This is a genomic window from Streptomyces sp. NPDC058674 (genome assembly GCF_042716505.1).
Classification (GTDB): Bacteria; Actinomycetota; Actinomycetes; order Streptomycetales; family Streptomycetaceae; genus Streptomyces.
Window position 1 is genome coordinate 1 of the sequence record NZ_JBHXSC010000049.1, and the last position, 26,308, is coordinate 26,308.

The following is a 26,308-nucleotide window of genomic DNA, read 5'->3' on the forward strand; positions in this document are numbered from 1 at the left end:
CAGCTCGTACGCCGCCTCGTCGAACTGGGCCGCGCCACCCGCGCGGAATCGGGCGTCAAGACCCGCCAGCCCCTGTCACGGGCACTGGTCGCAGCCGCGGGCTTCGACACCCTCTCCCCCGAGCTGCGCTCGCAGATCACCGAAGAGCTCAACGTCTCCTCCCTGGCCTCCCTCTCGGAGGTCGGCGGGTCCCTGGTGGACACCACCGCCAAGGCCAACTTCCGGGCGCTGGGCAAGCGCTTCGGCAAGGGAGTCCAGGACGTCGCGAAGGCCGTGGCCGCAGCCGACGCGGCCGCCCTGTCCCTGGCCCTGCGGTCGGGGACGGCCGAAGTCGAGGTCAACGGTGAACCGGTCACCCTCGGCCCCGAGGAGGTCATCATCACCGAAACCCCCCGCGAGGGCTGGTCGGTGGCCTCCGACTCCGGCGCGACGGTCGCCCTCGACCTGGAGATCACCCCCGAGCTGAAACTCGCCGGCCTGGCCCGCGACGCGATCCGCCTGATCCAGGAAGCCCGCAAGAACTCCGGCTTGGACGTCGCAGACCGCATCGCCCTGCGCTGGTCCGCCACCGACCCCGAAGTCGTCACCGCCCTGACCGACCACGCGGCCCTCATCGCGGACGAAGTCCTGTGCACGGACTTCGCCCCCGGCGAGGCGGACGGAACGTACGGCGACCCCTTCACGGACGAGCCCCTCACCCTGACCTTCCGCCTCCGCAAGGCATAGCCCGAACGAACAGGGCCCGTACCCCCACCTCCGGGGGTACGGGCCCTGTTCGTTCCATCGCCTCCCCGCCGCACACGCCGGCGAGGCTGTTGCCCGCGGCGTCATCGCAGACGGCGAGCGACACGTGGATGTGCCGGGAGGAGAAGCTGACCAGCCGGGGGATGGACGGGCCCAGGGGGAGCTGTCCCACCGTCCAACGGCCGTCCGCCGTGGACCTGGTCAGGGGCCACTGCTCGGGGTGGAAGGAGAGCCCGCTACCCGGGGACATCGCCTTGTAGACCGCTTCGCGCGCGCTGTGAAGCTCCAGGGCCGCGGGGTCGGCCTGGTCGGCGGGTTCTTCCACGTCTATCCCGCAGTGCGCCGCCACATCGGCGGACACGGCGATGGCCACGGCCCAGTGTGCCGAGTGGGAGATGCTGCCCGCCAGGCCCGGTGGCCAGATCGGAACGCCGCGAGGTGTCCTGGCGACCGGGTACCCGCTCAGTCCCAGTCCGGCCAGTGCGTCCGCCGCGGCGGCGCGGCCGGCGAGGTACTCCCGACGGCGGCGCGGTGAGACGCGGAACCCGCGGTCGAGATCCGGCACGTACGGCGGCGGGCCGGTGTCGACGATCCTTCGGACGCCCACACCGGCCCCCGGCAGGCCCGCCTCCCGGGCCAGCGCGAGCAGCCGGGAACGAAGCTCGCGTACGTTCACTAGCTCGACGGCAGGAGCCGGCCCGCGATGACCCTCACCACCGCGTCCACGTTCTGTTCGAGGTAGAAGTGGCCGCCAGGGAAGCGGTGGAACTCGGTCTGCTGTGTCGAGTTCATTCGCCACTGGTCGAGTTGGGAGTCGGAGAAGATGTCCTCGGTCCCGGAGCACACGATGATGCCCGCTTCCGTGACGGTCCGCCTCTGCTTGGAGAGGAACGACTCGGACACCGCGAAGTCGGCCCTCAGGAGGTCAGCGGTCCGCCGGCGGAGCTGGGGGTGCTCCAGGATCTGCGGCGAGAGGCCCCCGCCGGACTTCTCCGTGATGTCGAAGATCTCTTCGTCGGTGGTCAGCAGCGGCGACCCTTCGAAGGGAAGCACAGCCCCCTGGGGCCCCGCGTTCGCCGAAGCGAACAGCGTGGAGCAGCGGCTGCGACCCGTCGTCTCCTCCACCCTGGCGGCCAGGGCCAGTCCGACGTACGCGCCCAGGCTGTGACCGAAGATCGCGAACTCGCCCTCGACGGACGTGACGGCGTCCATCAGCGAGTCGACCGCTTCGTCCGCGGACGTAGCCGGGGCCTCTCGCCATCTGCGGCCGCGTCCCGGCAGCTCGACCGGGATCGGTTCGATCTCCGCGGGCAGTGCCTTGACCAGAGGATCGAAGAACCTGGCCGAACCACCCGCGTGGTGGAGCAGGATGAGTGGATACGCGGTCATGTCTCCCTGCCTTCTGCGTGCGGACCGAGGGTGGCGGGGGCGTCGCCCCCGCCACCGATCCCGTAACGGGCGTGTCAGCCCACCTGGTGGGGGACGAACTCGAAGCCGCGCTGGCTCTCCTTGGCCCTGCGGTTGTGTCCGTACTCGTCCTCACCGGCCACCAGTACGGTGCCGTAGTTGTCGAGGACGATGCCGCCGCCGTACTCGCTGACCTCATCGGTGCCGGGGTAGACCTGCACCTGGGTGGGGACGAAGCGTGCGGCGTAGCCCATCCGGTAGTCCTTCTTGGTACCGGTGTGCGGCAGCGAGGCGTGCATCAGCGTCGACCAGAAGATGACGCACTCACCGGGCTTCATCACGAGGGGGAACGCCTTGGACTCGTCCGGCTTCCAGTTGGGGTCCTTCTGGAGCTGGCGGTAGTCGTAGCCGAAGAACCCGCGCTTGATGCCGTCCTTCTCCGACTCGTTGAAGGCCTCGGCGTTGTAGTCCATGCCCTTCGACTCGTCGTAGTTCATGTACGTGTGAGTGCCGGGCATCAGCTGCAGGCAGCCGTTCTCCTTGGTGGAGTGCGTGAAGGCGGTCCATACCGTGATGGTTCCGCCGAACGCGGGCTGCCCGTCCTCCGAGGGCCAGACGATCTGCGGCGTGCCGCTGGCGTGCGCGAAGTTCGCCGCCTGGTGCCAGTCGGTGCCCTCGTCACCCTGGAACTTCGGGAAGAACTCGCTGCGCCAGCACAGGACGTTCGGGCCCAGGATGGAGGCGACGCGGTCGACGATCTCCTGCTTCATGATGTGCTCGGACAGGAGGTCGATGTCCAGGTGGCGGTCGTAGTTGGAAATGCTGCTCGCCTTGCCGGCGCCCTCGGGGTAGATCGCGTGGGAGCGGTCGCGCAGCTCGCGCTGGATGGTCTTCCAGCGCTCCTCCATCTCCTCCACCTCGTAGATCTTGATGGGGCCGAGGAAACCGTCCCGCTCGAACTGTGCGATCTCGTCCTCGGTCAGGGAGAAGGACGTCTTGTCAGTCGTGGTCATCGTTGTCATCCGATCTTTGCGGAGGCTTCAGCGGCACGTACTACGGAGGCGGCGACATCACCGAGGCTGCGCTCGAAGAGGAGCTGCATATCGGCTTCGACGTGGAAGCGCTCCTTGATGCGATCGTTCAGCTCAAGGGCGAGAGCGGAGTGACCGCCCAGGTCGAGGAAGTTGTCCTCGGCGGTCGCCGGCTCCTCGAGCAGCTCGGCGGACCATTCGAGGATCAGCCGCGAGGCCTCGTCGAGGGCGGTCTCGCTGCGGGTCGTCTCACTCATCTGTCACATCCGTTTCATTCCATGACCGGGCGACAGCGGCCCGGTCCACTTTTCCGTTGACGGTGCTCGGCAGCTCCGTCAGCCGCATGTATCGAGCGGGGTGCATGTAGGACGGCAGCAGATCCTTCATGTGCCTGCGGAGTTCGGCCGTCTCCAGGGGAGTCGCTTGATCCCGTGCCACGTACGCGCAGACGAGCCGCTCGTCGCCGGCCTTGAACCGGCGTGTCTGGACCACCGCGTCGAGCACGTTGTCGTGGCGGCGTACCGCGGCCTCGATGTCGCTCAGTTCGATGCGGTAGCCGCGGAGCTTGACCTGAAGGTCCGCGCGCCCTTCGTACACGAGATTTCCGTCGGGAAGCCGTTTCACCAGGTCCCCGGATCGGTAATACCGCTGCGTTTCGCCCGTGTCCGGGTTCGCGGACACGGGGTATTTGGCATCCGTGAGGTCCGGCCTGTTGAGATAGCCCTCGGTCACCTGGGGGCCGGCGAGCCACAGTTCGCCCGTGTCGCCGTCGGGTGCGTCCCTGCCTTCGTCGTCGACCACGCGCATGGTGAATCCGGGCAACGCGCTGCCGATGATCGAGATGTCCGAGACCAGGTCATTCTCGCCCACCTCGTGGAAGGTGGTGAAAACGGTGGTTTCCGTGATCCCGTAGCCATTCACCAGGCGAGGACTGCTCAGCCCGTACTGCTTGGCCCAGGGGACCAGCGTGGCCGGGGCCAGTTTCTCGCCGCCGAATATGACATAGCGCAGCTCGGGCAGGCCTCGGCCGGTGCGCAGGGAAACATCGGCCAGCGTCGCGAATGCCGTGGGGGTCTGATTCAGGACGGTAATGCCCTGATCGGCGATCACACCCAGGTACTTCTCGGGCGATCGAGCCGCCCAGTGCGGCAGGACCACGAGTTCGGCACCGGTGCTGAAGGCGCCCCAGATTTCCCAGACCGAGAAGTCGAAGGCGATCGAGTGGAAGAGCAGCCAACGGTCTTGGGCATTGAAGTCGAATACGGCCGGCGCGGCCTCGAACAGGGCGACCGCGTGACCGTGGCGCACCGGCACGCCCTTGGGCTTTCCGGTGGTGCCCGACGTGTAGATCACGTAGGCGGTGTCCTGTGCACCGGGCCCGCGTCCCGTGGGCCGCCGTGCGGGGTGGTGGACCAGCTCCTGGATCTCTTCCGTCGTGATCACAGCGGAGAGCGTGCCCTCGGGAATGCCGTCCCCGGGTTCGCCCGCGAGTACGGTCGCCCCGCTGTCGGCGAGGATGAAGTTCTTCCTGGTCGGCGGGTGTCGGACGTCCAGCGGAACGTAGGCGGCCCCGGCCTTCAGGATGCCGAGCATGGAGGCCACGGCCTCGGGTCCGGGGGGCATCCGAAGGGCGACCCGGTCGCCGGGGCGCACGCCGTTCTCTTGGAGCAGCCAACCGATCGTATCCGACCACTCTTCCAACTGGCGGTAGGAGAAACGCTGCTCTTCACAAGAGAGAGCAATACGCTCCGGATCGATGGCGATCGAACTGCGGAATAAATCCAGGAGGCCGTCATCGGTTGGATTGAAGAGTTCCATGCCCGCCACGAAAATACCCCCATCGTTCTGATGCAAGCGCGTCTCAAACTATGGGACGGGATACTGTCCAGCGCCTGTCGCGAATCGTGACATTGGCATAGTTGATCACGCCTTGACAAGGAGGTTGTGATCTAAGCCACTCGAGGTGGACGCGGTATGGGCGGGTGGGGTTGGCTCACATTGGACCATCCGCAAAACCACAGCTCAGGAAGGGAGTTGGCTCGAATGCATCGGCCGACACCTGCTCGGGACGGCACGCGCTGGAAGACGTATACCGCCCTCTTTGCCACCATCCTCTTACCCGTAGGCGTGGTGCTGGCGGCAGCGGCCTGGGTAAGGAATAAGCCATTCCGGGGTGGAGCGGAAGCCACTGGTGAGCCGCTTTTGGACACGGTGGGGCACTTCTTTCTGGGCGTTGCGGTGGTTCTCTGTGTGTCTCACATAATGGGATGGCTGGCGAGCAGACTGGGTCAGCCGAGAGTGACCGGGGAGATCGCGGCCGGAATTCTCTTGGGTCCGACCCTCTTCACCAAGGTTGCCCCTGATGTGGCCGGGTGGGTGTTTCCGGCCGAGATCCTCCCGCTGTTCAACGGCCTGGCCCAACTCGGCCTTGTACTGTTCATGTTCGGGGTGGGTCAAGAGCTCGCGTCCATGCAGCTGCGGGGTGCGGCACGCCGGGCGGTGATGATCAGTCAGGCGTCCCTGCTCGTCCCCTTCGCGGCCGGCGCGCTGGCGGCGCTGCCGCTCATGGACGAGTACATGGCCGACGGCGTACGCCCCCTGGCTTTCGTCCTGTTCATCGGCTGCGCGCTCAGCATCACGGCCTTCCCGGTTCTCGCGCGCATCCTCCACGACCTGCGGCTCTCGCGGACCCGGCCGGGTCAGCTGAGCCTCTTCGCCGCAGCCGTGGGCGACGGCGGCAGCTGGCTGGCCCTGTCGGTGATCCTGGCCCTGGCCCACGGGACGGCTCCCACGGCGGTACTGGGCAGCGCGCTCGCGGCGTTGGCGGTGGCCGCCGTCTTCCTCGGCCCGCTGCGCCGGCTCCTGGCCAAATGGCCCGATCACGCGAGCGAGCGGGGAAACACCCCGACCATCACCTTGTTCTTGGTGGTGCTGATAGGTCTCTCCGCGACCCTCACCGCCTCGCTCGGCATCCACCAGCTCATCGGCGCGCTTCTGGCCGGACTCGCCTGGCCGCACCACCACAAGCGGGCCATGGCCGCGGCCGCCCCGCTCGCCGCCACGGCCAAGAGCGTCCTGCTGCCGTTCTTCTTCCTGGGATTCGGCCTCAGCGTGGACCTGAGCTCCCTCCACCTCGACGGCGGCGCCGGCATAGCCCTGCTCGGCCTGCTGGCCGTCGCGACGGCCGGAAAGATCCTCGGGCCGAGTCTGTGTGCGTGGCTCACCGGGCTGCCCCGGGGAGAGGCGCTCACGCTGGGAGTGCTGCTCAACGCCCGTGGGCTGACGGAACTGGTCGTGCTCCAGATCGGTTACGAGGCGCACATCATCAACGAGGAGATGCTCGGTCTGCTGACCATCGTGGCGCTGGTCACCACGCTCATGACCACGCCCCTGCTGCGCGTCACCGGGGTCCGGCCCGATCCCCGGCTTCCACCGCCCTCCGTGAAGGAGGCCGCCCCTTCGCAGGCCGCATCCGCCGAGACCGTCACCGTCGGCTCCTGACGCCCGTGGGGTGGCGGGGCGACGGGCGCTGCCCGTGCCTCGCCCTGCCCCGCCACTTCACACGTCACAACACGGCGCGCTGGAACGTTCCCGGAGTGACCCCGTACGTGCGTTTGAACCAGCGATTGAAGTGCGCCTGGTCGGAGAACCCCGCGGACAGGGCGGCGTCCGCCGGCGGCATGCCGCCGGTCAGCAAACCCCGTGCCCGGCGGAGCCTCAGCATGCGCTGGTAGTCGCTGGGCGGCATTCCGTACTCCTGCCGGAAGGCGCGGTACACGGCGAAGCGACTACAGCCGGCCGCCTTGGCCAGGTCGTCCGCCGAGATCGGCTCGAGGAACGCCTCGCTCAGCAGGGCGCGTGCGCGGCGGGCGGCCTGTCGCTGTGCCAGCCCCGTCAGCGTCCTGCTGCGGGGAGCCCGGGTCGCCCCCCGCTCCGCCATCGCGAGGACGGCCGCGGTCAGCCGTTCCTCCCGGACCAGGTAGCCGGAGCGGCCGACGAGAGCGGCGTGCAGGCGCGTCAGGGCCCCCGTGAGCACGGGATCGGTCAGGACCGGCTTCATGAAGAGGGGCATGCCGCCGGTGCGCCCGTCCGAGGCGTCGGCGAGGATCTCGGAGACGACCGACGGGCCGATGTGCACGATGCGGTACTGGTAGCCCAACTCGACGGCCGCGCGGCCGTCGTGGACCTCGTCGGGGTTGAATGCCATGACCATGCCGGCGCCGCTCGTGTGGTCTGCTCCGCGACAGCGGAAACTCTGCGCACCGACGTCGGTGACGCCGAAGGAATACGCGTCGTGGCTGTGCAGGGAGTAGACGTGGTCGAAGAAGTGCGCCTGCATGGCTTCGATCGGGCGACTGCCGTCCCGCCAGTACTCGACCCAGCCGTTCGTCGTACCCATAAGCTCATTGTGACCTGCGCACGAGCGTTCAAGTCAGGTGGGGCGGACCCCTGGCAGAGTCCGAGGATGGACACAAAGAAGAGCTTCAACAGTCCTTATCTGTACCTGTTGGTGACCATGGTGCTCTGGGGGAGCGCCTTCTCCAGCAGCAAGGCCGTCGTGGAGCACGTGCCCCACTCCGTGGGCGCCCTCCTGCGCTTCGGCGGCGGCGCCATCGCCCTCCTGTTGGCCATGTGGATGTTCGCCGACCGCAAGAAGCCCGTCCCGGGGCCCGCCAAGTGGCGTGCGGCGGCGGCCGGCGTGGTGGGGGTCTTCGCCTACAACGGCTTCTTCTTCTGGGGCCTGTCCTTGGCCCCGTCCTTGGACGCCGGCATCCTCATCCCGGTCATGAGCCCGGTCCTGACCAGTACCTTCCTGCTCGTGACCGGCAAGGAACAGGCGGCATGGGGCCGGGTGACGGGCCTTGCCCTGGGGCTCACCGGAGCGGTGATCTTCTTCGTGGGCGCCGGCGGCGGTGCCCACGGAGGGTCGTCCCGGCTCTGGGGCGACGCCCTGTTCCTCCTCAGCGCCGTGTGCTGGGCGGCGTACACCCTGCTGGGCAAGCGCGTCCTGTCCGGAGTCGAACCGCTGCGCGCCACCACGTACGCGACGTGCGCGGGCGCCGTGCTGCTGGCCGTGTTCGCCGCTCCCGACCTCGTGGACGTCCAGTGGGGCGCGCTCCCCTCCAGCGTCTGGCTGAACACCGTCTACCTGGCCATCGGCGCCGCGGCCGTCGCCAACCTGCTCTACTACCGCGGGGTCGGCGCCGTCGGGCCCGCGAACGCCTCCTTGATGATGTTCACCGTGCCCGTCGTGAACACCCTGTGCGCAACGCTCCTCCTCGGCGAGTCCTTCGGCTGGCTGCAGGGCACGGGGGCACTGGTCCTCCTCGCCGGCGCCGCTCTCGCCGTCACCCAGGGGAAGCTGGCGGCGCGCAAGGCCGCTGCCGCCGAGGCGCCGACTGCCGCCCAGGGCTCCGATCTCCCGAGTGAGGAGACGAGGTCCATGACAGCGGGGCGCTGATGGTGGCAATCGTCCGAATTTTCGCCATCTTGGATCTTGGCATGCGAGAAGCACACGCGAATTGCTTTGTGCGTGAGAGCGCCGGGATGTTTGATCACTTGGACGGGCGAGATCCGTAGCCCCGACGAGCGGCCGTTCCGGGTGATGGCCCGGGACGCATCCAGGAGGAAACTTGACTACGACCGCTGAGCCCCGCCAGCGCACCGGCATAGGTACCGACGGCATCCGCCACGTCCACACACTCGGCCCGCAGGGGACGAACCTCGAGGCCGCCGCCCATGAATGGCTGCGGCGCCGGGGGACCGGCGGCACGGTCGAACTCCACGCGTCACTCGAGGACGCCCTCGAGGCGGTCCCGCACGACGGGGAGCACGCGCTCGCCGCCTGCGCCGTCTATCCGGCGTTACACACCCTGACCTTCGGGAACCTGCACCGGCTGCACATGGTCGACAGCTTCATCATGCCGACGCACAACATGGTCCTGGCCAGCATGGGAGCGGACGCTCCCCGCACCGTCTCCACGCATCCGGCCCCGGTCGGACTGGTCCCGCCGGAAGCCGAGCCCCGCCTGGTGCTGAGCAATTCCCAGGCCGCCATCGACTGCGCGGCCGACCTGAGCGATGGCTGCATCACCACCATCGTCGCCGCCGAACGGCACGGGATGCGTGTCCTTCGCGATTTCGGCCCGGTGCCCATGGTCTTCACCATCCACCAGGTGCTCGCCGCGGCCGGCCGGCCGGACGGCGCGGGAGCAGCGCTGTGACCGCCACCGCCACCGCCACCGCTACCGCCCCGCTCAGCGCAGCCTTGCGCGCCGAGGCGGGCGAACTCGCCTCATCCCTGATCCCCAAGGTCAATCGCTTCCGCCTGCGGCAGGCCGACAACGGCACGGTGACGGCGCCGCGGACCGCCGATGGGGAACTGCTCGCCGAGATCCGGGACGAGGCCACCGCCTGGTACGTCCGCAACGGACAGCCGGGTCAGGCCGCCGCGCTGGCGGCGGACGTGGACGGCTGGCTCTCCGAGGGCCTGGACAGCGCGCCGGACTTCGCCCGCTCCCGGGACGCGCTCACACCGCCGGCCGACGGCGGGCACGTGTTCTTCCTGGCTCCCGCGCAGACCACCAACAGCGTGCCGCCCGTCGGCAAGCGGCTCGACTGCTTCCTCGCACTGCGCAAGGAACCCGACGCCCTGCCGCAACTGGCCACCTCCTTCCCCCACCCCAAGAACAACTGCCAGTCCCTGGTGCTCGTCGCGGGGAGCCACGGGTTCGCACACGGCAACTGCCTCGTGTTCTTCCCCGAGAACGTCGCCGCGCGCGACAAGGTGGAAGACCAGCCGTACGCGATGTTCTTCTACAACAAGATGCGCAAGATCCACGAGACCTATGCCCTGCCGGGAGCCGAGGCGGTCCTCACCGCGGATTCCGTACCGCGGGCCTCGTCCGGTCTGGCGCCGGAGGTCTGCTACGAGGCCCGTGCGATCTGGGGATACCTGCACGACTCCATGCACTACCAGGGCCGCTGGCCCTTCGACCAGCACATCACGTTGAAGATGAACTGGTTCGTCGGCCTCCTGGAGGAGACCAAGGTCGACGCCAAGACCGTCCTCGCCTGCGCGGACGGCGGAGTTCCGCTGGCGCGGGAGCAGATCGCCATGATCCTGCTGGAGCGCGTCTTCCGCTACCCGCAGGCCGACGACGCGACGCGCAATTTCGATTCGGGCACCGGCGTCTTCCTCTACTCCTGGCTGCGCCGCCACCACGCGCTGACCGAGTCGCCCGAGGCCGACGGCCTGCTCCAGCTGGACTGGGACAAGACCTTCGACGCCTTGCGCGCGTACGTCGCCACCGTCGAACAGCTCGAGGAGCGTGTCCGAAGCGACGACGAGTACCGGGCCGCGGCCAGGGAACTCGTCCGCGCGTACCTGCCCCCCGGTGAAGCGAAGCAGCGGTTCGGCTTCACCGAGGACCAGCGCGTCCTCCTGAGGGCCAAGCGGACGCTGGCCGACCTGCCCCCGCTGCGGTTCGCGGACGCGGAGTGGTGAGCCTGCGTCATGAGAGGTGAGAGTCGGTGGAGCGCCCGCCTCACAACCCCGGCCCTGTCCTGCCTCATGGTGCTGCTCCTGGCCGCGGGATGGGTGGTCTCCGGCGAACTGGTCAGCGACACGCCGGCCTTGGCCGTGGCGGCCGGCCGCACCGCGGCGAGTTTCCTCGTCATCGGCGCGATCTCCGCACTGCGGCCGCGGACGTGGGCGGCGATACGGCTCACCGGCGGCAAGCCCCGGGCCGTCGCGCTGCTCGCGTTCCTGGGCTTCTTCGCGTACTACACGGGAACGCTGCTCGGCGTCGACCGGATCGGCGCCTCCCGGGTCGGCCTCGTGGTGTCCCTCCTGCCCTGCATCACCTTCGTGATCGGCATCGTCGCCTTCCGCGAACAAGCAGGTGCCCGCCGGGTCCTGGGCACCCTGCTCGCCGTGGCGGCGGCCCTGGGCTATGCGCTGGACGACGGCCGGGCGACTGCCGGCGGCGGAACCGGAGTGCTCGTGTCCGGGGTCGTCCTCGCCCTGGCCGGGACGTTCGCGTACGCCCTGTACGGCTACGTCTACCGCACGCACATGGCCGACGTCCCGCCGCTCGCCGCCCTTCCGGCGGTCACCGGCGCGGGCACGGTCATGCTCGGTCTGACCACAGCCGTATGCGTGCCGCTCGGCGCCATCAGCGCCGTCCAGTGGGCCTCAGTCGCGGTGCTCGGAGTGCTGCTCACCGCCCCCGTCTTCGTCATCTCCCATGAACTGATCCTGCGCAAGGGCCCCTTGTTCACCTCCTCCGTCGCACTGGTGGTGCCGTTCCTGGTGCGCCTGGGGGAGTGGGCACGGGGTGCGGCGGACGCGCCCGGGGTCGCCTCCCTCCTCTTCCTCGCACTGTGCTCGGCGGGCGTGTGGATGACGGTCGTACCGGTCCGCGTGCCGGCCACGGAGCACGACCACCCGCCGATCCGGACCAAGCCCGAAAGAAGTACACCGTGACGGAACTGCACCCCCCACGCCCCACCGTCGTCCTGGTATACCAGCGACTCTCACTGCCCTGGATCTTCGAAGGCGCGCACCGGGCCGGCATCGACATCGTGCTCGTCCCGCGCCCCGACGAGTGCGTGTCCGCGGACCGGCTGCCTCCCGCCGTGGTGGAGGTGCTCCCCCTGGACGTGGAGGGCGATCCGGCCAAGGCGCTGGGCATCCTGCGCGAACGCCACGAGAGGGCCCCGTTCGACGGCATCACGACCCCGTACGACCCCGCGGTGCCCTTCGTCGCCGACGCTGCCGAGGCGCTCGGCCTTCCGGGGCTGGGCAGCGAGACGGCAAGGGCCGTGCAGGACAAACGGATCATGCGTCGCCGGCTGGCCGAAGCGGGGCTGAACGTACCGGACTTCGTCGTCCTCGACGACCCGGGCGAGTGGGCCGCCGCCGCCCGCCTCACGTTTCCGGTGGTGGTCAAGCCGGCCAACGGCTTCTCCAGCCTCGGCGTGACCAAGGCCGACAGCCCGCAGCAGCTCCGTGCCGTCGTCGAAGAGGTCTGGCAGGTCTGCCGGGACAGCATGAGCCACGTCGCGGGCCTCGTCGTGGAGGAGTACCTGGACGGCCCGGAATACGCCGTGGAGTCCCTCGCCCATCGCGGTGAGGTGCAGGTGCTGTCCATCGGCTACAAGGGCCAGCCGGTCGGCCCGCACTTCGAAGAGGGCGTCTACCGGGCCCCTGCCCCGCTCCCGCCGCACGTTCAGGAAGACCTGGTGCGCGAGGTCGTCGCCGCCCACGGCGCCCTCGGGGTCACCGACGGTCCGACCCACACCGAACTGCGGCTGCGCGACGGCGGTCGGCCCTACCTGCTGGAACTCGGCGCCCGCGTCGGCGGCTCCGGCGTCTCCCACTACATCGCCGCACACGTCACCGGAGCCGACCTGGCGGCGGACGCGCTGCGCATCGCCGCGGGGCTGGACCCCTGCCCTCTGCCCGGACCGCCGGCGCAACCCGCCCGGGCGATCGGGGCCGCGGCCAACTACATCGTGCCCTGCGGCGGTTCCGGACGGATCGCGGCCATCCACGGCCTCGACGAACTGGCCGAGGACCCCCGGGTGGACCACGTTCTCCAGATGCTGCATCCGGGTGACGTCGTACGGCCCTATCCGGAGTTCACCGGATATCCGGCTTTCATCCTCTCGCACCACCCCTGCGCCGAGGACGCCGAGGAGTTCCACCGCACCATCGAGCAGACCGTCCGCATCGACTACGTACCGGTGGAGGGACAGCAGTGACCGCTCCGGCGCTCGACGACCGTGACGGGCACATCTGGCTCGACGGTCGCTTCGTACCGTGGCGGGACGCCCGCCTGCACGTACTCAGCCACGGGCTCCACTACGGCGGTGGGGTCTTCGAGGGGGAACGGGTCTACGACGGCCACGTCTTCAAGTTGACCGAGCACTCGCAGCGGCTTCACGATTCAGCGCTCGAACTGGGCTTCCGCATTCCCTTCTCCGTCACCGAGCTGGACGGGGCGACGCTCGAACTCGTCGACAGACAGGGCATCCGCGACGGCTACGTCCGGCCGGTGGCGTGGCGCGGCAGCGAGCAGATCAGCGTGTCCGGCGCCGGCGTCTCCGTTCACGTGGCGATCGCCACGTGGGAGTGGCCGCACGTCTTCTCGGCCGATGCCAAGAATGCCGGCATCCGTTTGGGCACCTCTCGCTGGCGGCGCCCCGATCCGGACACCGCGCCCGTCCGGGCCAAAGCGGCCTCCTTGTACAACATCTGCACCATGGCACGGGACGCTGCCGACGCCGCCGGCTTCGACGACGCGCTGCTCCTCGACTACCGCGGCCACGTCGCCGAGGCCACGGGAGCCAACATCTTCTTCGTGGACGGGGAGGAGCTGCACACCCCCCTCGCGGACTGCTTCCTCGCGGGCATCACCCGGGCGACCGTGATCGGGTTGGCGCGCGAGCTCGGGATACGCGTAGTGGAGCGCCACATCCGCCCCGGGGAACTCGGCGATTTCGACGAGTGCTTCCTCACGGGCACCGCCTACGAGGTCCAGCCCGTCCGCGCCATCGACTCGAACGCGTTCACGGTGGGCAGGACGACGACCGCTCTGGCGCAGGCGTACACCAGGCTGGTCCACGCGCCGAACCGGACCACCGCTCTGCGCTGAGCGGCTCCGAGAGGCCCCCGGCGGTCCGAGCCGGGGGCCGGGGAGCGATCAGAAGCCGTGGCGGAAGCCGCCGTCGACCGGGAGCATCAGGCCGGTCAGGTACGAGGCTGCCGGCGAGAGGAGGAAGGCCGCGGCCCGGCCGAACTCCTCGGCGATCCCGTAGCGTCCCAGCGGGATCTGGGCTTCGTTCGCCGCGCGCGCGGCCGCCGCGTCGCCGGTCAACGCGTCCAGCTCCCGCACCCGGTCCGTGTCGATCCGCGCGGGCAGCAGCCCGACGACCCGGATGCCGCGCGGGCCCACCTCCACCGACAGGGACTTCGCGAAGCCCGCCAGCCCGGGGCGCAGGCTGTTGGAGATGGTCAGGCCCGGGATCGGCTCGTGTACCGAGGCCGACAGGACGAAGCCGATGACGCCGCCGTCGCCCAGTTCGGCCGCTGCCGTGCGGGCGAGCCGGATCGCGCCGAGGAACACCGACTCGATGGCCGCCGTCCACTGCTCGTCCGTGCTGTCCGCCGTGGTGCCCGCGGCCGGGCCGCCGACGCTGATGAGGATGCCGTCGAAACGTCCGAAGTGCTTCCGGGCCTCGGCCACCAGGTTCCCGGCCGCCGCCGGGTCGGAGTTGTCGGCCCCCACGCCCACCACCCCCGGGCCCAGCGCGGCCGCCGCCCGCGCGGCGCGGGTCGCGTCCCGACCGGTCACGATCACCTTCGCGCCTTCGGCCGCCAACTCACGTGCGGTGGCGTACCCGAGTCCGCGCGTGGCTCCGGTGACGACGTAGACACGGTCCTTCAGTCCAAGATCCATACGGACACGCTACGTCGTGGCCGGCCCAGGTCGCGCGGTGTCCCCTGATACCCGAAGCCGGGGCCGCCGCCTCCGAGCCGGCCTACCGGATGGAGAGGTGGCGCAGGAACGACTTCACGTTGCGCCGGGTCTCGGTCACGCTGTCCCCGCCGAACTTCTCCGACACCGCGTCCGCCAGGACCAGTGCGACCATCGCCTCGGCCACGATCCCGGCCGCCGGGACGGCGCAGACGTCCGAGCGCTGGGGGTGCGCCCTGGCCGGACCGCCCGTGGTCACGTCGACCGTGGCCAGCGCCCGCGGCACCGTCGCGATCGGTTTCATCGCCGCCCGCACCCGCAGCAGTTCGCCGGTGGTCAGCCCGCCCTCCGTGCCGCCGGAGCGGCCGGAGGAGCGCCGGATGCCGTCCTCGGTGGCGACGATCTCGTCGTGGGCCCGGGAGCCGGGCACCCGCGCCAGGTCGAAGCCGTCGCCGACCTCGACCCCCTTGATCGCCTGGATGCCCATGAGCGCCGCCGCCAGCCGGGCGTCGAGGCGCCGGTCCCAGTGCACGTGCGAGCCGAGGCCCACCGGCACGCCGTACGCCAGCACCTCGACGACGCCGCCGAGCGTGTCACCGTCCCGGTGCGCCCGGTTGATCGCGGCGACCATCTCCTTCGACGCGGCCAGGTCGAGGCAGCGCACCGGGTCGGCGTCGAGCCGCTCCACGTCGGACGGCTCGGGGCACAGGCCCGACGGAGCCTTGGCCGTGGCCAGCTCCACCACGTGCGAGACGATCTCGATCCCGGCCGTCTCCTTCAGGTACGAGCGGGCCACGGCGCCGAGCGCGACGCGCGCCGCGGTCTCCCGGGCGCTGGCCCGTTCCAGGACCGGCCGCGCGTCGTCGAAGCCGTACTTCTGCATGCCGGCCAGGTCCGCGTGGCCGGGCCGGGGCCGGGTGAGCGGCGCGTTGCGGGCCAGCGCGGCCAGCACGTCCGGATCCACCGGGTCGGCCGCCATGGCCTTGTCCCACTTGGGCCACTCGGTGTTCCCGACCATCACCGCGACCGGCGACCCCATGGTCAGGCCGTGCCGTACGCCGCCGAGGAAGGTGACCTCGTCGCGCTCGAAGTTCATCCGCGCGCCCCGGCCGTGGCCGAGCCTGCGCCGGGCGAGGTGGTCGGCCACGTCGTCCGTGGTGATCGGGACCCCGGCGGGCAGCCCCTCCAGCGTCGCGACCAGCGCGGGGCCGTGCGATTCCCCGGCGGTGAGCCAGCGCAATCTCCCCATGGCGGTTACCCCGCCCCGCTGTGCTCGCGGTCGCGGTACATCTCCGCGACCAGGAAGGCCAGGTCCAGCGACTGCCGGCGGTTGAGCCGGGGGTCGCAGGCGGTCTCGTAGCGCTGCTTCAGGTCGGCGTCCAGGATCTCGTCGCCGCCGCCGACGCACTCGGTGACGTTGTCGCCGGTCAGCTCCACGTGGATGCCGCCGGGGTGGGTCCCCAGCCCCTGGTGCACTTCGAAGAAGCCCTTGACCTCGTCCAGCACGTCGTCGAACCTGCGGGTCTTGTAGCCGCTCTCGGAGGAGAAGGTGTTGCCGTGCATCGGGTCGCACTGCCACACCACCCGGGCGCCGGACGCGGTGACCTTCTCCACCAGCCCGGGGAGGCGGTCGCGGACCGTGCCCGCCCCCATCCGGGTGATGAAGGTCAGCCGGCCGGGCTCCCGGTCCGGGTCGAGCCGGTCGATCAGCGCCAGCGCGTCGTCCGGCGTGGTGGCCGGTCCGAGCTTGACGCCGATCGGGTTGCGGATCTTGGAGGCGAACTCCACGTGCGCCCCGTCCAGCTGCCGGGTGCGCTCGCCGATCCACACCATGTGGGCCGAGACGTCGTACAACTGCCCGCTGCGCGAGTCGACCCGGGTCAGCGCGGCCTCGTAGTCGAGCAGCAGGGCCTCGTGGCTGGCGAAGAACTCGGCCGTGCGGAACTCCTCCGGGTCGGTCCCGCAGGCGTGCATGAAGTTGAGCGCGTTGTCGATCTCCGTGGCCAGTCGCTCGTAGCGCTCGCCGGAGGGCGAGAGGGCCACGAAGTCCTGGTTCCAGGCGTGGACCTGGCGCAGGTCGGCGTAGCCGCCGCTGGTGAAGGCGCGCACCAGGTTCAAGGTGGCGGCGGAGGCGTGGTACATCCGCTTCAGCCGCTCAGGGTCCGGGCGGCGGGACTCGGGGGTGAAGGCGCTGCCGTTGACCGAGTCGCCCCGGTAGACGGGCAGTTCGAGGCCGTCGCGGATCTCGGTCGGGTTGGAACGGGGCTTGGAGTACTGCCCGGCGATCCGGCCGACCTTGACGACGGGCACGGCGGCCGCGTAGGTGAGGACGACCGCCATCTGCAGCAGGGTCTTCAGCTTGTTCTGGATCTGTTCGGCGGAGACGCCGTCGAAGGCCTCGGCGCAGTCGCCGCCCTGGAGCAGGAACGCCTCGCCCCGGGCGACGGAGGCGAGCCGCTCGCGCAGCAGGTCGCACTCACCGGCGAACACCAGCGGGGGGTAGGACTCCAGTTCGGTGACGACGCTCCGCAGGGCCTCGGGGTCGGGCCAGGTGGGCTGTTGCGCCGCGGGCAGGGATCGGTACGTGTCGAGCTGGGGCACGGTCACGGTCATGTCCGGCTGGATGGCAGACGGCTGCCACCGCTCCTCTTCTCTGCTCTCTGCGTGGGTGCACGGGTGGGTGCATGGCTGTGGGCGCTGCGGTACGGGATCGCGGGCGGGTGTGGGGCACGCTCACGCCGCGAAGGCATCACCGGTCCGCAGTGCTTCCAGCCAGGCCTCGGGGCTGGCGAATCCGCTCTCCGGGGGGCAGACCGCCGCCCGGGACGCGAGGTCCCCGGCGTGCGGGTAGCTGCCGAGGAAGCAGACGTTGACGCCCCTGCGGTGGAGGGCCATGATCGCCTCCCCCACCTCCCGGTCGTCGATGTGGCCGTTGATGTCGAGGAAGAAGTGGTAGCTGCCCAGACCGGTCCCGGCCGGCCAGGCCTGCACCCAGGTCACGTCGATGCCCGCTTGCGGGAACTCGGCCAGGACGTCCGTCACCGACCGCCCCCCGGCCTCGTCGGCGGGCAGCAGGAAGGAGCTGCGGTCGTGGCCGGTGGGCGCGGGCGCCGGTCCGGCCTTGCGCAGGGCCACGAACCGGGTGACCGCGTCGTCGCGCTCACCGATCCCGGACGCGAGGACCGTCAGGCCGTAGCGCTCGGCGGCCACGGGTGCGGCGATCGCCGCGTCACAGGCCAGGTCCGACTCCGCGACCTCGCGCGCACCGCTCGCCGTGGAGGTGGAGAGCAGCACCTGGGCCTGCGGCAGCACCTCGGACAGCCACCGGCGGCACTGTCCGTGGGCGTGCGGATGGCTCAGTACGCGCTTGACGTCCGACAGGGCGGTGCCGGGCTTGGCCATCAGCGCGAAGCCGACGGGCAGTTCGATCTCGGCGACGATGTGCAGGCTGTTCTTGCTGTTCGTGCTGGTGGCCAGCTCGTCGAGGGTCGCCGGTACGACGCCCCGGACCGAGTTCTCCAGCGGCACCAGGGCGGTCGACGCCCGGCCCTCGCGCACGGCGTCCAAGGCCGAACCCACCGTCTCGAACGGCTCCCACGCGGCGCCCTCGGCCTCGGGCAGCATCCGCAGAGCGGCTTCGGCGAACGTTCCCTGGGGACCCAGATAGGCATAGGTCATCGGGCGCTCACTGCTTGCTGCCGGTGGTGCTGCCCCTGGACAGGCGCAGGAGCAGCATGGCGACGTCGGTGCCGAGGCGGCCGAGCGAGGTGCGGTAGCGGCTGATGATCTGGGCTTCGCGGGAGAGCGCCAGGTGCGGTCCGCCGGTGGACTTGCGGGTGGCCTGGACCTGGGCGGAGAGGGCGATGCGCTGTTCGATCAGCTCGATGATCCGGCCGTCGATCTCGTCGATGCGGCTGCGGTGGCGCACGACGTCCGCGATGGCGTCGTCGGCGTTCGGGGCGTCGGCGGGCACGCCGGTGTGCGGGGCGATGGTGCTGCTGGGCACGGGGATCTCCTGGAAGAAGTTCGGCGGGAGCGGCGGCAGGGAACGTCCGGCAGTCAGCGGCCGGCGGGCGGGCATCGGCCCGCGGGGATCAGCCGGCCAGCGCGGGGACGAGGCCGAGGTCCTGGGCCAGTCGCGCCTTCACGATGTCCAGGTCCTCGCAGTCACCCCCGGCACGCTCGGCGATGTGCACCCGGTACAGCTCCGCCAGCTTCAGGTCGTCGACCTCGACGCCGAGCTGCTCCAGGAGGTGACGCAGTACGGCCCGCCCGGAGTGGCGCCCGATCAGCAGGGAGCGCTCGCGGCCGAAGCGGGAGGGCTCCACGTACTCGTACGTCTCCGGGTTGGCGAGGATGCCCTGCTGGTGGATGCCCGCGGTGGTGCCGAAGGCGTAGGTGCCGAAGATCGCCTTGTTGCGCGGCTGCTCCAGGCGGATGATCCCGCGCAGCGCCGTGTACGCGTCGTACATCGCGGAGATGTCGATGTCGGTGTGGACGCCGAGGTGCTCGCTCTTGTAGGCGAGCAGTCCGGCCAGCTCCTCCAGCGCCGTGTTGCCCGCGCGCTCGCCGATGCCGCCGAGGGTGGCCTGCACCTCGTCGGCCCCGGCCGCGATGCCGGCGAGGGCGTTGGCCAGCGACAGGCCGAAGTCGTCGTGGCAGTGGGTGGAGAGGCGGATCGGAGCCGGTGCCCAGCGGCGGATCTTGCCGATCAGGGTGCCGTACTGGTCCGGGGTGGTGCAGCCGGAGGTGTCGGCGATGATGATGCAGGTGGCACCGGCCTCGACCGCGCTCTCGGTGAGCGCCTGGAGGAAGTCGTCCTCGCTGCGGGTGGCGTCCTCGATGCCGACGGAGATGTGCTCGACGCCGAGCGACCGGGCGAACGCCACCGTGTCGACGACCTCGGCGACGGACTGTGCGCGGGTGATGCCGCGCTTGTACTCCAGGTGCAGATCGCTGCCGGTGGCGACCATCTGGACCTCGTGGTTCACCGTGCCGCCGGCCTCCACCGCCGTTTCCACGTCCCGGCGCACGGTCCGCGAGAAGGTGGCGAAGCGGGCCTTCGACAGCTCCTTGGCGATGAGCTGGGTGGCTTCGAAGTCGCTGGGCGAGGAGGCGGGGAATCCCGCTTCGACGGAGTCCACCCCGAGCGCCTCGATGCGCAGGGCCAGGTCCAGCTTCTGCTCGGGGTTCATCGCGTTGGCGGGAGCCTGCTCCCCGTCGCGAAGCGTGGTGTCGAAAACGGATATTCGTCGAGTGGCACGTCGGTCGGTCATTTTTTCCCCCTGGAAAATGCTGAACTGTTCGAAATCTAGCCGACCGAAAATGGCCGCGGCAACGCCTGGCGGACGACTTAACCCCCGCTTCACAATGTGAAATTCGGAATGCCGGACACCATTTTTCGGCCGAGGAATTCCCGGCGCAGGTCGGCGCAGGTCGGCGCGGGTCGGCGCGGGTCGGCGCCGCGGTGGGGCGCGGCGGGTCGCTACCGGGCGCGCGCCGTGAGCGCCGAGGACAGCCGCCCGAGCGCCTCCTCGATGACACGGTCCGAGGTCGCGAAGGAGAGTCGGACGTGGCCCTCCCCGCCCTGTCCGAAGGCCGATCCCGGGGTCAGCGCCACCCCGGCTTCGCGCAGGGCCCACCCCGCGAAGTCCGCGCTGGTGCCGAAACCGGACCCGCGGATGTCGGCGAAGGCGTAGAAGGCGCCCTGCGGCGAGGAACACCGCACGCCGGGAAGAGAGTTGAGTCCGTCGACGATGAGCTCGCGGCGCGCCGCGTACGCGTCGACCATCTCCTGGACGACGTCCTGCCGGCCGGTCAGCGCGCTCACGCCGCCCCGCTGGACGAACGATCCGGTGCAGCCGACCGTGTGCTCCTGGACCTTGAGCACCTGGTCGATGACCTCGGCGGAGCCCGCGACGTACCCGAGCCGCCAGCCGGTCATGGCGTACCCCTTGGAGAAGCCGTTGACCGTGAGGGTGCGCTCGGCGCAGCCGGGGAAGGACGCCAGGCTGATGTGTTCGCCGCCGTCGTAGAGGATCTTCTCGTAGATTTCGTCGGCGATGACGAAAAGGTCGTGTGCGATGGCGAAATCCGCGACGATCTGCGCTTCCTCGCGATCGAGCACGCGGCCCGTGGGATTGTTGGGCGTATTGATCAGAATGGCTTTGGTGCGAGCCGAGACGCAGTTCTCGAGAACGTCCCGGGTGATCCGGAACCCCTGGTCCGCGCTCAGCTCGGCGGAGACCGGGCGGGCGCCGGCGAGCTGGGCCATCGACTTGTAACTGACCCAGCTGGGCGTCGGGACGATCAGTTCGTCGTCCGGGTCGAGGACCGCCATCAGGGAGATGAACAGGGCGTGCTTGGCGGACGGGGTCACGATGATGTCGGTAGCGGGGTCCGCGTGCAGGCCGTTGTCCTTCAGCAGCTTCTCGCTGATGGCCTCGCGCAGCCCGGGCAGGCCGCGGCTCGACGTGTAGTGGGTGAAGCCTTCGCGCAGTGCGGTGGAAGCCGCGTCCGCGATGTGGTCCGCGGTCGCGAAGTCCGGCTCCCCGCCCCCGAGGTCGAGGACCTTGACGCCTTGGGCCCGCAGGGCCTGGACCTGGTCGAGCAGGGCCACGGTGGCCGATCTCTCGAGGTTCGAGAATCGGGATGCCATACGGCTCTTCACTGGAACGTTCCCCTCTGCGGGCTGAGGGGGGAGAGGCGCCGGCAGGGGTGGCCCCTCTCCCCGTCTCACTCGGATGCGGCGCCCCGGACGCGCGCCTGCCTGCGTGCCCGCGGTGCGGGCGGCCCCGGGGGGCCGCTGCCGCACCGCGGGCCGAAGGCTCAGTAACCGACGGTGAAGCGCTTCTGGATGTGCTTCGCCTGGTCCAGCTCGTCCACGAACGCGACGGCGTAGTCCTCGGCGCTGATGCGGCTGTTGCCGTCCGCACCGATGACCAGGTCGTCCAGGCCCAGGCGGTAGGTGCCCGTGCGCTCGCCCGGCTCGATCTGCGCGGCCGGGGAGAAGTGGGTCCACTTCACGTCGGTGACGGTGCGCAGGTAGTCCAGCGCGGCGCCCTGGCCGTGCATGACCTGGGTGACGAGCTCCGGGAGGCCGGGGGTGTCCCAGACCTTCTTGCCGTCGGGGGTGTTGAGCGAGCCGGCGCCACCGATCGAGATGAAGCGGGGGGCGTCGGCGCCGAGCAGGCGCAGGCCCTCGACGAGGGACTCGGCGGCGTTGCGGACGAAGGCGGCGTGCGCCTTGCCGTCGGTGTAGCCACCGCCGACGGCGGAGACGACGGCGTCCTGGCCCTGGGCGACCTTCGCCACCGACTTGGCGTCCAGCACGTCACCGGTGGTGACGGTCAGGTTCGGGTGCGAGACCTCCAGGTCGGCGGTGTTCACCACGACGGCGGTCACCTGGTAGCCGCGGTTCAGCGCCTCGGTGAGGATGCGCGAGCCGAAGGTACCGCTGGCACCGAAGAAAGCGATCTTCTTGGACATGTGAGTCAATTCCCATCGTTGGTGAACATGAGGTATCGGGCCCGTGAGGGCCCGCGGCGCAGCACGAGCTGCGCCGTGGGGGTGTGGGTACGGGGGGCGGCCGCTACGGCAGTGCGATGGACTGCGAGTGCCGGAACACGTTCTTCGGGTCGTACGTCTTCTTGATCTGCTGAAGACGGGGGTAGTGCTCCTTGTAGTAGAGCGTCGACCACGCGACACCGGACCGGTTCTGCGTCGTGTCCGTGATGTCGACGTCCGGATAGTTGACGTAGCAGCCGTCGGTGGAGGCGTTGGGCACCGGGTAGCCGCCGCTCGTGGAGTAGACCTCGGTGTAGACGTCGCGCAGCCAGGCCGTGTTCTTGGCGTCGTCCGCCGCGGTCGACCACTGGGTGGCGTACAGCGCCTTGAAGACGGAGTCGCGCTGCACGGACGCCGTGGCGGCCGGCGCCACCGTGTTGACCTTCGAGCCGTAGCCGAAGAGCATCACGTTGGCCACGGGGTTGGTGAAGTCGGTGCGGGTCAGCTGGTTGTACAGCGAGCCGGCCTGCGCGACCGTGAACCCCTTGCGGTGGTAGGCCGACTTGTTGGCCGAGCGCAGGGTCGGGTTGGTCAGCGCCGGGTTGTTGGTGCCCAGCAGGCGCACCGAGGTGAGCCAGGGCAGCTTGCGCGGGGTGAAGAACGCGGGCAGCGGACCCTGTTCGCCGACGGCACGCGAGAGCGGTGCGGTGTCGACCCCGGTGGGGGAGGTGATCTCCACCAGGTAGTCCTCGATGAGCTTCGCCGCGTTCGGCACGGAGGCGTCGATCTGGGTGATGATGCCGATGTTGCCGTTGGACTTGTGGTTCATCACCAGCAGGCTGGTCAGTCCGTGGGCCGGCGAGCTCACGGCGCTGTTGCGCTCGTGCCAGTCGCCGTAGTGGCGCACCAGCGCGGTGAACTTCTCCTTGTCGAAGTCCGCCCAGGGCAGCGAGACGGCGCTCAGGTAGACGTCCTTCGGCGGCTTCATGAGCTGGCTGGACGGGGTGGTGCCGGTGGCGTCGGGCGACCGGAAGAAGTACCGGGTGACGACGCCGAAGTTGCCGCCGCCGCCGCCGGTGTGGGCCCACCACAGATCGCGGTGGGGGTCGGTCGCCTCCCGGGTGGACATGACGATCTTGGCCTTGCCCGTGGAGTCCACGGTGACGACCTCGACCGCGTACAGGTGGTCGACGGTGATGCCGAACTGCCGGGAGAGCAGGCCGAAACCGCCGCCGGCGATGTGCCCGCCGACGCCCACCGAGTAGCACAGGCCGGCGGGCAGTGCGACGCCCCAGCCCTTGTAGAGGGCCTGGTACGCGTGGAGCAGTGTGGCGCCCGCCTCCACGACGAAGGCCCTGCGGGCCGAGTCGTAGGAGACCTCGTCCATCTGGGTCATGTCGATGACCGTCTTCACCGCGGGGTTGAAGACGAAGTCGGCGTAGCAGTGCCCGCCGCCGCGCACCGCGATGCGCTTGTTGTTGGTCACCGCCTCCTGGACGGCCTTCACCACCTGGTCGGTGTTGTAGACGACCCGGACGGAGTCGGGAGTCCCCACCCACCGGGTGTTGTGACCGACGGTCAGCTCCTGGTAAGAGGGGTCGGCCGGTGACACGGTGGTGGCGGTGGTGGTGCTGGTGGTGGGAGTCGAGGTGGTGGGCTCTCCCGGCGCCTCGGTCGCCAGCGCCGGGCCGGCCCCGATCGCGGTTGCGCCGACGACCCCCGCCGCGGTTCCTGCAAGAACAGTCCGTCTGTTCAACGTGGCCACGATGTTGTCCTGAATCTCTCCGGGCTGTATCCCCTGAGTGCTCGCGCAGAACTACCGAACGTCTTCCCGTACAGCCACAGGAGAATTCGGTGAGGAGATCGACCTGACAATGGGTCGACAGAAAACAGCGATGAGCCCCCGTTGTCGGCGTCATTGCCGACTCGGTGAACCGTCCCCCTCGGCCACTTCACCGTTGCTCCTCGCCGGCAGCCTTTGCCGCCCTGCGCCATTGGATCAAAGCAATGGGCTCGAAGCCTTGTCAAGGAATGATTCGCAGTTCCACAACCATGTCTACACCCCTCGATGAAGGCCGCCGTCCACCTCCACCTTCGGAGGTGGAGACCTCATCCGAAGGTGGAGGCGGGTGGCCATAATTCATCCCTAGGCCGATGACCCGCCCCGGGGGTCCGGCCGCAGAATGGACTGCATACCCGACCTACCAGCGATTCAAGGAAAGCGAGTCATGCAGCCCTTCTTCGAACTCACCGACCTCCAGCGCGATGAGTTGGCCGCCGCGCTCGCCTCGGTGACCAAGAGCCCTTACGAGGACTACTCCGCCTTCTCCCGCTCGGTGGCCGACCTGGTCGACCGCGGTGACGTGCCGGAGTTCTTCACCACGGCCGTGGCCGGGATCCGCGCCGAGCGCGAGGCCGGCACGTCGGACGCGCACGTCCTGCGGAACTGCCCCATCGACCCCGTCGTCCCGGTCCTGGACCACGACGACCCGCTGGCCGACAAGTACGCGAAGAAGAAGACCTTCGTGGGCGAGGCGCTGCTCGAACTGTTCGCGCAGCTCGCCGGTACCCCGCTGCTCGCCTACGACACCCGCTTCAACGGCGACTTCTTCACCGACGTCGTCGCGATCAACCGGTACAGCGGCAAGCAGACCGGCTTCAGCGACGGCGAGCTGGTCTTCCACAACGACCGCACGGCCCACCCGGTGCGCGCCGACTTCATCTCGCTGGTGGGGATGCGCTGCCCCGACGGGGACTTCATCTACACCGGCTTCGTCGAGGGCCGCAGCCTGCTGACGCACCTGACGGCGGACGAGCAGGAGATCCTGCGCAAGCCCTACTTCATCACCCCGTTCGACGTCTTCTCGCGGGACAACAACACGAAGCTGACGGTCTCCGAGGCCCACCCGATCCTCGAGAACGAGCACAGCATCCGCTACCTGGACACCCACACGACCGTGGCCCCCGACAGTCCGCCGGAGGCCAAGGACGCGTTGATCGCGCTGAAGAACGCCCTGGTGCGGGCGGAGAAGAAGCGCCACCGCATCCTCACCGGTGACCTGTTCTCCTTCGCCAACCAGGACGGTCTGCACAGCCGGGACAAGGTCGAGATCAACGACCCGGTCCGGGCCCGCTCGCGCTGGCTGCTCAAGACCTACGCCTTCCGCAACGAGCGGAACGCGGAGCAGCACGCGGACAAGTGGATCGGCGGTGTGCGCGGCCGGGTGGGCGACTAGGACATCTGGGCGACGGGGACCTGAGCGCCCTGCATGAGCAGGACGGCCTCCAGCCGGTTGCGCACGCCCAGCTTGGTGAGGGTGTGCGAGATGTGGCTCTTGATGGTCGCCGACGAGACCTGGAGGTGGGCGGCCGCCTCCGCGGTGGACAGCCCGTCGGCGAGCAGGGCGAGCACCTCGCGTTCCCGCTCGGTGAGCGAACCGGGCAGCCGCGGGGCGGAGTCCGGTCCGGGTGCGGCGGCGCTGATCGGCGAGGCGATCCGGCGCTCGGCGGGCGAGCGGTACAGGGCGTGGAGTTCGGGTGAGAGCACGGTGTGGCCGGACGCGACGGAGCGGGCCGCCGCTGCCAGGGAGCCGATGCGGGTGTCCTTCATGAGGCAGCCGTTCGCGCCGGCCTGGAAGACGGCGTCGAGCTTCGCCTTGGTCCAGCCGACCCCGATCAGCAGCACCTGGATCCTCCTGGCGGAGAGTTCCCGGACGGTCTCGACCGGATCGCACTGGTGGCCCACCCCGAGCACCGCGACGTCGATCTGGCTGAGCGGCCATTCCGAGAGCGGCTTGCGTACGTCGACACTGGCGACGAGCCGGAGCTGGTCGGCCCGGTGCACCACCCCGCCGAGCACGTGCCGGGAAATCGGGTCCTGGTCGGCGAGCAGAATGCGAGCTTCCGGTTCCGTAACTCGTCCATTGACAAACCAGTCGTCTTCAAGTATATGCGTTTCCACTGAATTCCCCCTTGCTGTGTCTTGAAGCCTACACACCTCCCCCCGGTAACCCCTTGGAGTGTCCGGCCCGCGTCGGGTGGCCGGAAACAATCACCCCGTCCGCCGCAGGCGGCCCGCCACGGCTCCCGCCTCGGCGAATCGATGAACTCCAGGCATGGGGGCCGCGCCCCCCTTTA

At 69.7% G+C, this 26,308-nt stretch carries 25 protein-coding genes; 9 read left to right on the forward strand and 16 right to left on the reverse strand.

What is annotated here, in order from left to right:
• Positions 1 to 726: DUF5915 domain-containing protein (locus ACFWU6_RS23280; protein ID WP_383982855.1), on the forward strand; the 726-nt coding region annotated here is incomplete at its 5' end.
• Here the strand turns inward: ACFWU6_RS23280 and ACFWU6_RS23285 are convergent.
• From ACFWU6_RS23285 to ACFWU6_RS23305, 5 genes are all read right to left on the reverse strand, one after another.
• Complete coding sequence (locus tag ACFWU6_RS23285) at positions 695 to 1,420, reverse strand: hypothetical protein (protein ID WP_383803968.1); 726 nt, start codon at positions 1,418 to 1,420, stop codon at positions 695 to 697. The genes ACFWU6_RS23280 and ACFWU6_RS23285 overlap by 32 nt on opposite strands.
• On the reverse strand, positions 1,420 to 2,133 hold the full coding sequence (locus tag ACFWU6_RS23290; RefSeq protein ID WP_383803970.1) for a thioesterase II family protein: 714 nt from the start codon (positions 2,131 to 2,133) through the stop codon (positions 1,420 to 1,422). The genes ACFWU6_RS23285 and ACFWU6_RS23290 overlap by 1 nt, the downstream gene beginning before the upstream one ends.
• A gap of 74 nt (positions 2,134 to 2,207) precedes the next feature.
• Positions 2,208 to 3,164 carry a chlorinating enzyme gene (locus tag ACFWU6_RS23295; protein WP_383803972.1) on the reverse strand — a complete coding sequence of 319 codons (957 nt, stop codon included), beginning with the start codon at positions 3,162 to 3,164 and terminating at the stop codon, positions 2,208 to 2,210.
• A gap of 5 nt (positions 3,165 to 3,169) precedes the next feature.
• Positions 3,170 to 3,439, reverse strand: coding sequence for a phosphopantetheine-binding protein (locus ACFWU6_RS23300; RefSeq protein WP_383803974.1), 270 nt, complete (start codon positions 3,437 to 3,439; stop codon positions 3,170 to 3,172).
• Positions 3,432 to 5,000, reverse strand: coding sequence for an amino acid adenylation domain-containing protein (locus ACFWU6_RS23305; protein WP_383803976.1), 1,569 nt, complete (start codon positions 4,998 to 5,000; stop codon positions 3,432 to 3,434). Before ACFWU6_RS23305 ends, ACFWU6_RS23300 begins: the two co-directional genes overlap by 8 nt.
• Positions 5,001 to 5,444: 444 nt before the next feature.
• Here ACFWU6_RS23305 and ACFWU6_RS23310 point away from each other — a divergent pair, with 444 nt between their 5' ends.
• Positions 5,445 to 6,683, forward strand: coding sequence for a cation:proton antiporter (locus ACFWU6_RS23310; protein WP_383804064.1), 1,239 nt, complete (start codon positions 5,445 to 5,447; stop codon positions 6,681 to 6,683).
• A gap of 64 nt (positions 6,684 to 6,747) precedes the next feature.
• On the opposite strand, the gene ACFWU6_RS23315 is transcribed toward ACFWU6_RS23310, so the two are convergent.
• Positions 6,748 to 7,581, reverse strand: a complete 834-nt coding sequence (locus ACFWU6_RS23315) for an AraC family transcriptional regulator (protein ID WP_383803978.1) — start codon at positions 7,579 to 7,581, stop codon at positions 6,748 to 6,750.
• 66 nt (positions 7,582 to 7,647) lie between these two features.
• On the opposite strand from ACFWU6_RS23315, the gene ACFWU6_RS23320 reads away from it, so the two are divergent.
• The 6 genes from ACFWU6_RS23320 to ACFWU6_RS23345 all read left to right on the forward strand — a co-directional run bounded on the left by ACFWU6_RS23320 (position 7,648) and on the right by ACFWU6_RS23345 (position 13,843).
• Positions 7,648 to 8,643: a DMT family transporter gene (locus tag ACFWU6_RS23320; RefSeq protein WP_383803979.1), complete on the forward strand. Its 996-nt coding sequence runs from the start codon at positions 7,648 to 7,650 to the stop codon at positions 8,641 to 8,643.
• A gap of 172 nt (positions 8,644 to 8,815) precedes the next feature.
• Positions 8,816 to 9,406 (forward strand): bacilysin biosynthesis protein BacA, encoded by a 591-nt coding sequence (locus tag ACFWU6_RS23325; protein ID WP_383982857.1) that lies wholly within the window; start codon positions 8,816 to 8,818, stop codon positions 9,404 to 9,406.
• Entirely contained in the window at positions 9,403 to 10,689 is a 1,287-nt protein-coding gene (locus tag ACFWU6_RS23330; RefSeq protein WP_383982859.1) for a DUF6421 family protein, read from the forward strand. Before ACFWU6_RS23325 ends, ACFWU6_RS23330 begins: the two co-directional genes overlap by 4 nt.
• A 9-nt stretch (positions 10,690 to 10,698) precedes the next feature.
• Complete coding sequence (locus ACFWU6_RS23335) at positions 10,699 to 11,670, forward strand: DMT family transporter (protein ID WP_383982861.1); 972 nt, start codon at positions 10,699 to 10,701, stop codon at positions 11,668 to 11,670.
• Positions 11,667 to 12,950, forward strand: coding sequence for an ATP-grasp domain-containing protein (locus ACFWU6_RS23340; protein WP_383982863.1), 1,284 nt, complete (start codon positions 11,667 to 11,669; stop codon positions 12,948 to 12,950). The genes ACFWU6_RS23335 and ACFWU6_RS23340 overlap by 4 nt, the downstream gene beginning before the upstream one ends.
• Positions 12,947 to 13,843, forward strand: coding sequence for a branched-chain amino acid aminotransferase (locus ACFWU6_RS23345; RefSeq protein WP_383982865.1), 897 nt, complete (start codon positions 12,947 to 12,949; stop codon positions 13,841 to 13,843). Before ACFWU6_RS23340 ends, ACFWU6_RS23345 begins: the two co-directional genes overlap by 4 nt.
• A gap of 48 nt (positions 13,844 to 13,891) precedes the next feature.
• On the opposite strand, the gene ACFWU6_RS23350 is transcribed toward ACFWU6_RS23345, so the two are convergent.
• The 9 genes from ACFWU6_RS23350 to ACFWU6_RS23390 all read right to left on the reverse strand — a co-directional run bounded on the left by ACFWU6_RS23350 (position 13,892) and on the right by ACFWU6_RS23390 (position 23,936).
• Positions 13,892 to 14,647 carry an SDR family oxidoreductase gene (locus ACFWU6_RS23350; protein WP_383982867.1) on the reverse strand — a complete coding sequence of 252 codons (756 nt, stop codon included), beginning with the start codon at positions 14,645 to 14,647 and terminating at the stop codon, positions 13,892 to 13,894.
• Between the two features lie 82 nt (positions 14,648 to 14,729).
• Entirely contained in the window at positions 14,730 to 15,914 is a 1,185-nt protein-coding gene (aroC, locus tag ACFWU6_RS23355; protein ID WP_383803993.1) for a chorismate synthase, read from the reverse strand.
• Positions 15,915 to 15,919: 5 nt separating this feature from the next.
• Complete coding sequence (locus ACFWU6_RS23360; protein ID WP_383982868.1) at positions 15,920 to 17,278, reverse strand: class II 3-deoxy-7-phosphoheptulonate synthase; 1,359 nt, start codon at positions 17,276 to 17,278, stop codon at positions 15,920 to 15,922.
• Positions 17,279 to 17,398: 120 nt separating this feature from the next.
• Positions 17,399 to 18,343 (reverse strand): prephenate dehydratase, encoded by a 945-nt coding sequence (pheA, locus tag ACFWU6_RS23365; RefSeq protein ID WP_383803997.1) that lies wholly within the window; start codon positions 18,341 to 18,343, stop codon positions 17,399 to 17,401.
• A 7-nt stretch (positions 18,344 to 18,350) separates the two neighbouring features.
• The gene (locus ACFWU6_RS23370; protein WP_383803999.1) at positions 18,351 to 18,671 is read right to left on the reverse strand and encodes a chorismate mutase; all 321 of its coding nucleotides are present in this window, start codon (positions 18,669 to 18,671) and stop codon (positions 18,351 to 18,353) included.
• Positions 18,672 to 18,759: 88 nt separating this feature from the next.
• Positions 18,760 to 19,941 carry a LeuA family protein gene (locus ACFWU6_RS23375; protein ID WP_383804000.1) on the reverse strand — a complete coding sequence of 394 codons (1,182 nt, stop codon included), beginning with the start codon at positions 19,939 to 19,941 and terminating at the stop codon, positions 18,760 to 18,762.
• A 209-nt stretch (positions 19,942 to 20,150) separates the two neighbouring features.
• Entirely contained in the window at positions 20,151 to 21,323 is a 1,173-nt protein-coding gene (locus tag ACFWU6_RS23380; RefSeq protein WP_383804002.1) for a pyridoxal phosphate-dependent aminotransferase, read from the reverse strand.
• A 170-nt stretch (positions 21,324 to 21,493) separates the two neighbouring features.
• The gene (locus ACFWU6_RS23385; protein WP_383804004.1) at positions 21,494 to 22,153 is read right to left on the reverse strand and encodes an NAD(P)-dependent oxidoreductase; all 660 of its coding nucleotides are present in this window, start codon (positions 22,151 to 22,153) and stop codon (positions 21,494 to 21,496) included.
• Positions 22,154 to 22,256: 103 nt separating this feature from the next.
• Entirely contained in the window at positions 22,257 to 23,936 is a 1,680-nt protein-coding gene (locus ACFWU6_RS23390; protein ID WP_383982870.1) for an FAD-binding oxidoreductase, read from the reverse strand.
• 463 nt (positions 23,937 to 24,399) lie between these two features.
• On the opposite strand from ACFWU6_RS23390, the gene ACFWU6_RS23395 reads away from it, so the two are divergent.
• On the forward strand, positions 24,400 to 25,407 hold the full coding sequence (locus ACFWU6_RS23395; RefSeq protein WP_383804008.1) for a taurine catabolism dioxygenase TauD: 1,008 nt from the start codon (positions 24,400 to 24,402) through the stop codon (positions 25,405 to 25,407).
• Here ACFWU6_RS23395 and ACFWU6_RS23400 read toward each other — a convergent pair.
• Positions 25,404 to 26,030 carry a LuxR C-terminal-related transcriptional regulator gene (locus ACFWU6_RS23400; RefSeq protein WP_383804010.1) on the reverse strand — a complete coding sequence of 209 codons (627 nt, stop codon included), beginning with the start codon at positions 26,028 to 26,030 and terminating at the stop codon, positions 25,404 to 25,406. The genes ACFWU6_RS23395 and ACFWU6_RS23400 overlap by 4 nt on opposite strands.
• Between the last annotated feature and the right edge of the window lie 278 nt (positions 26,031 to 26,308).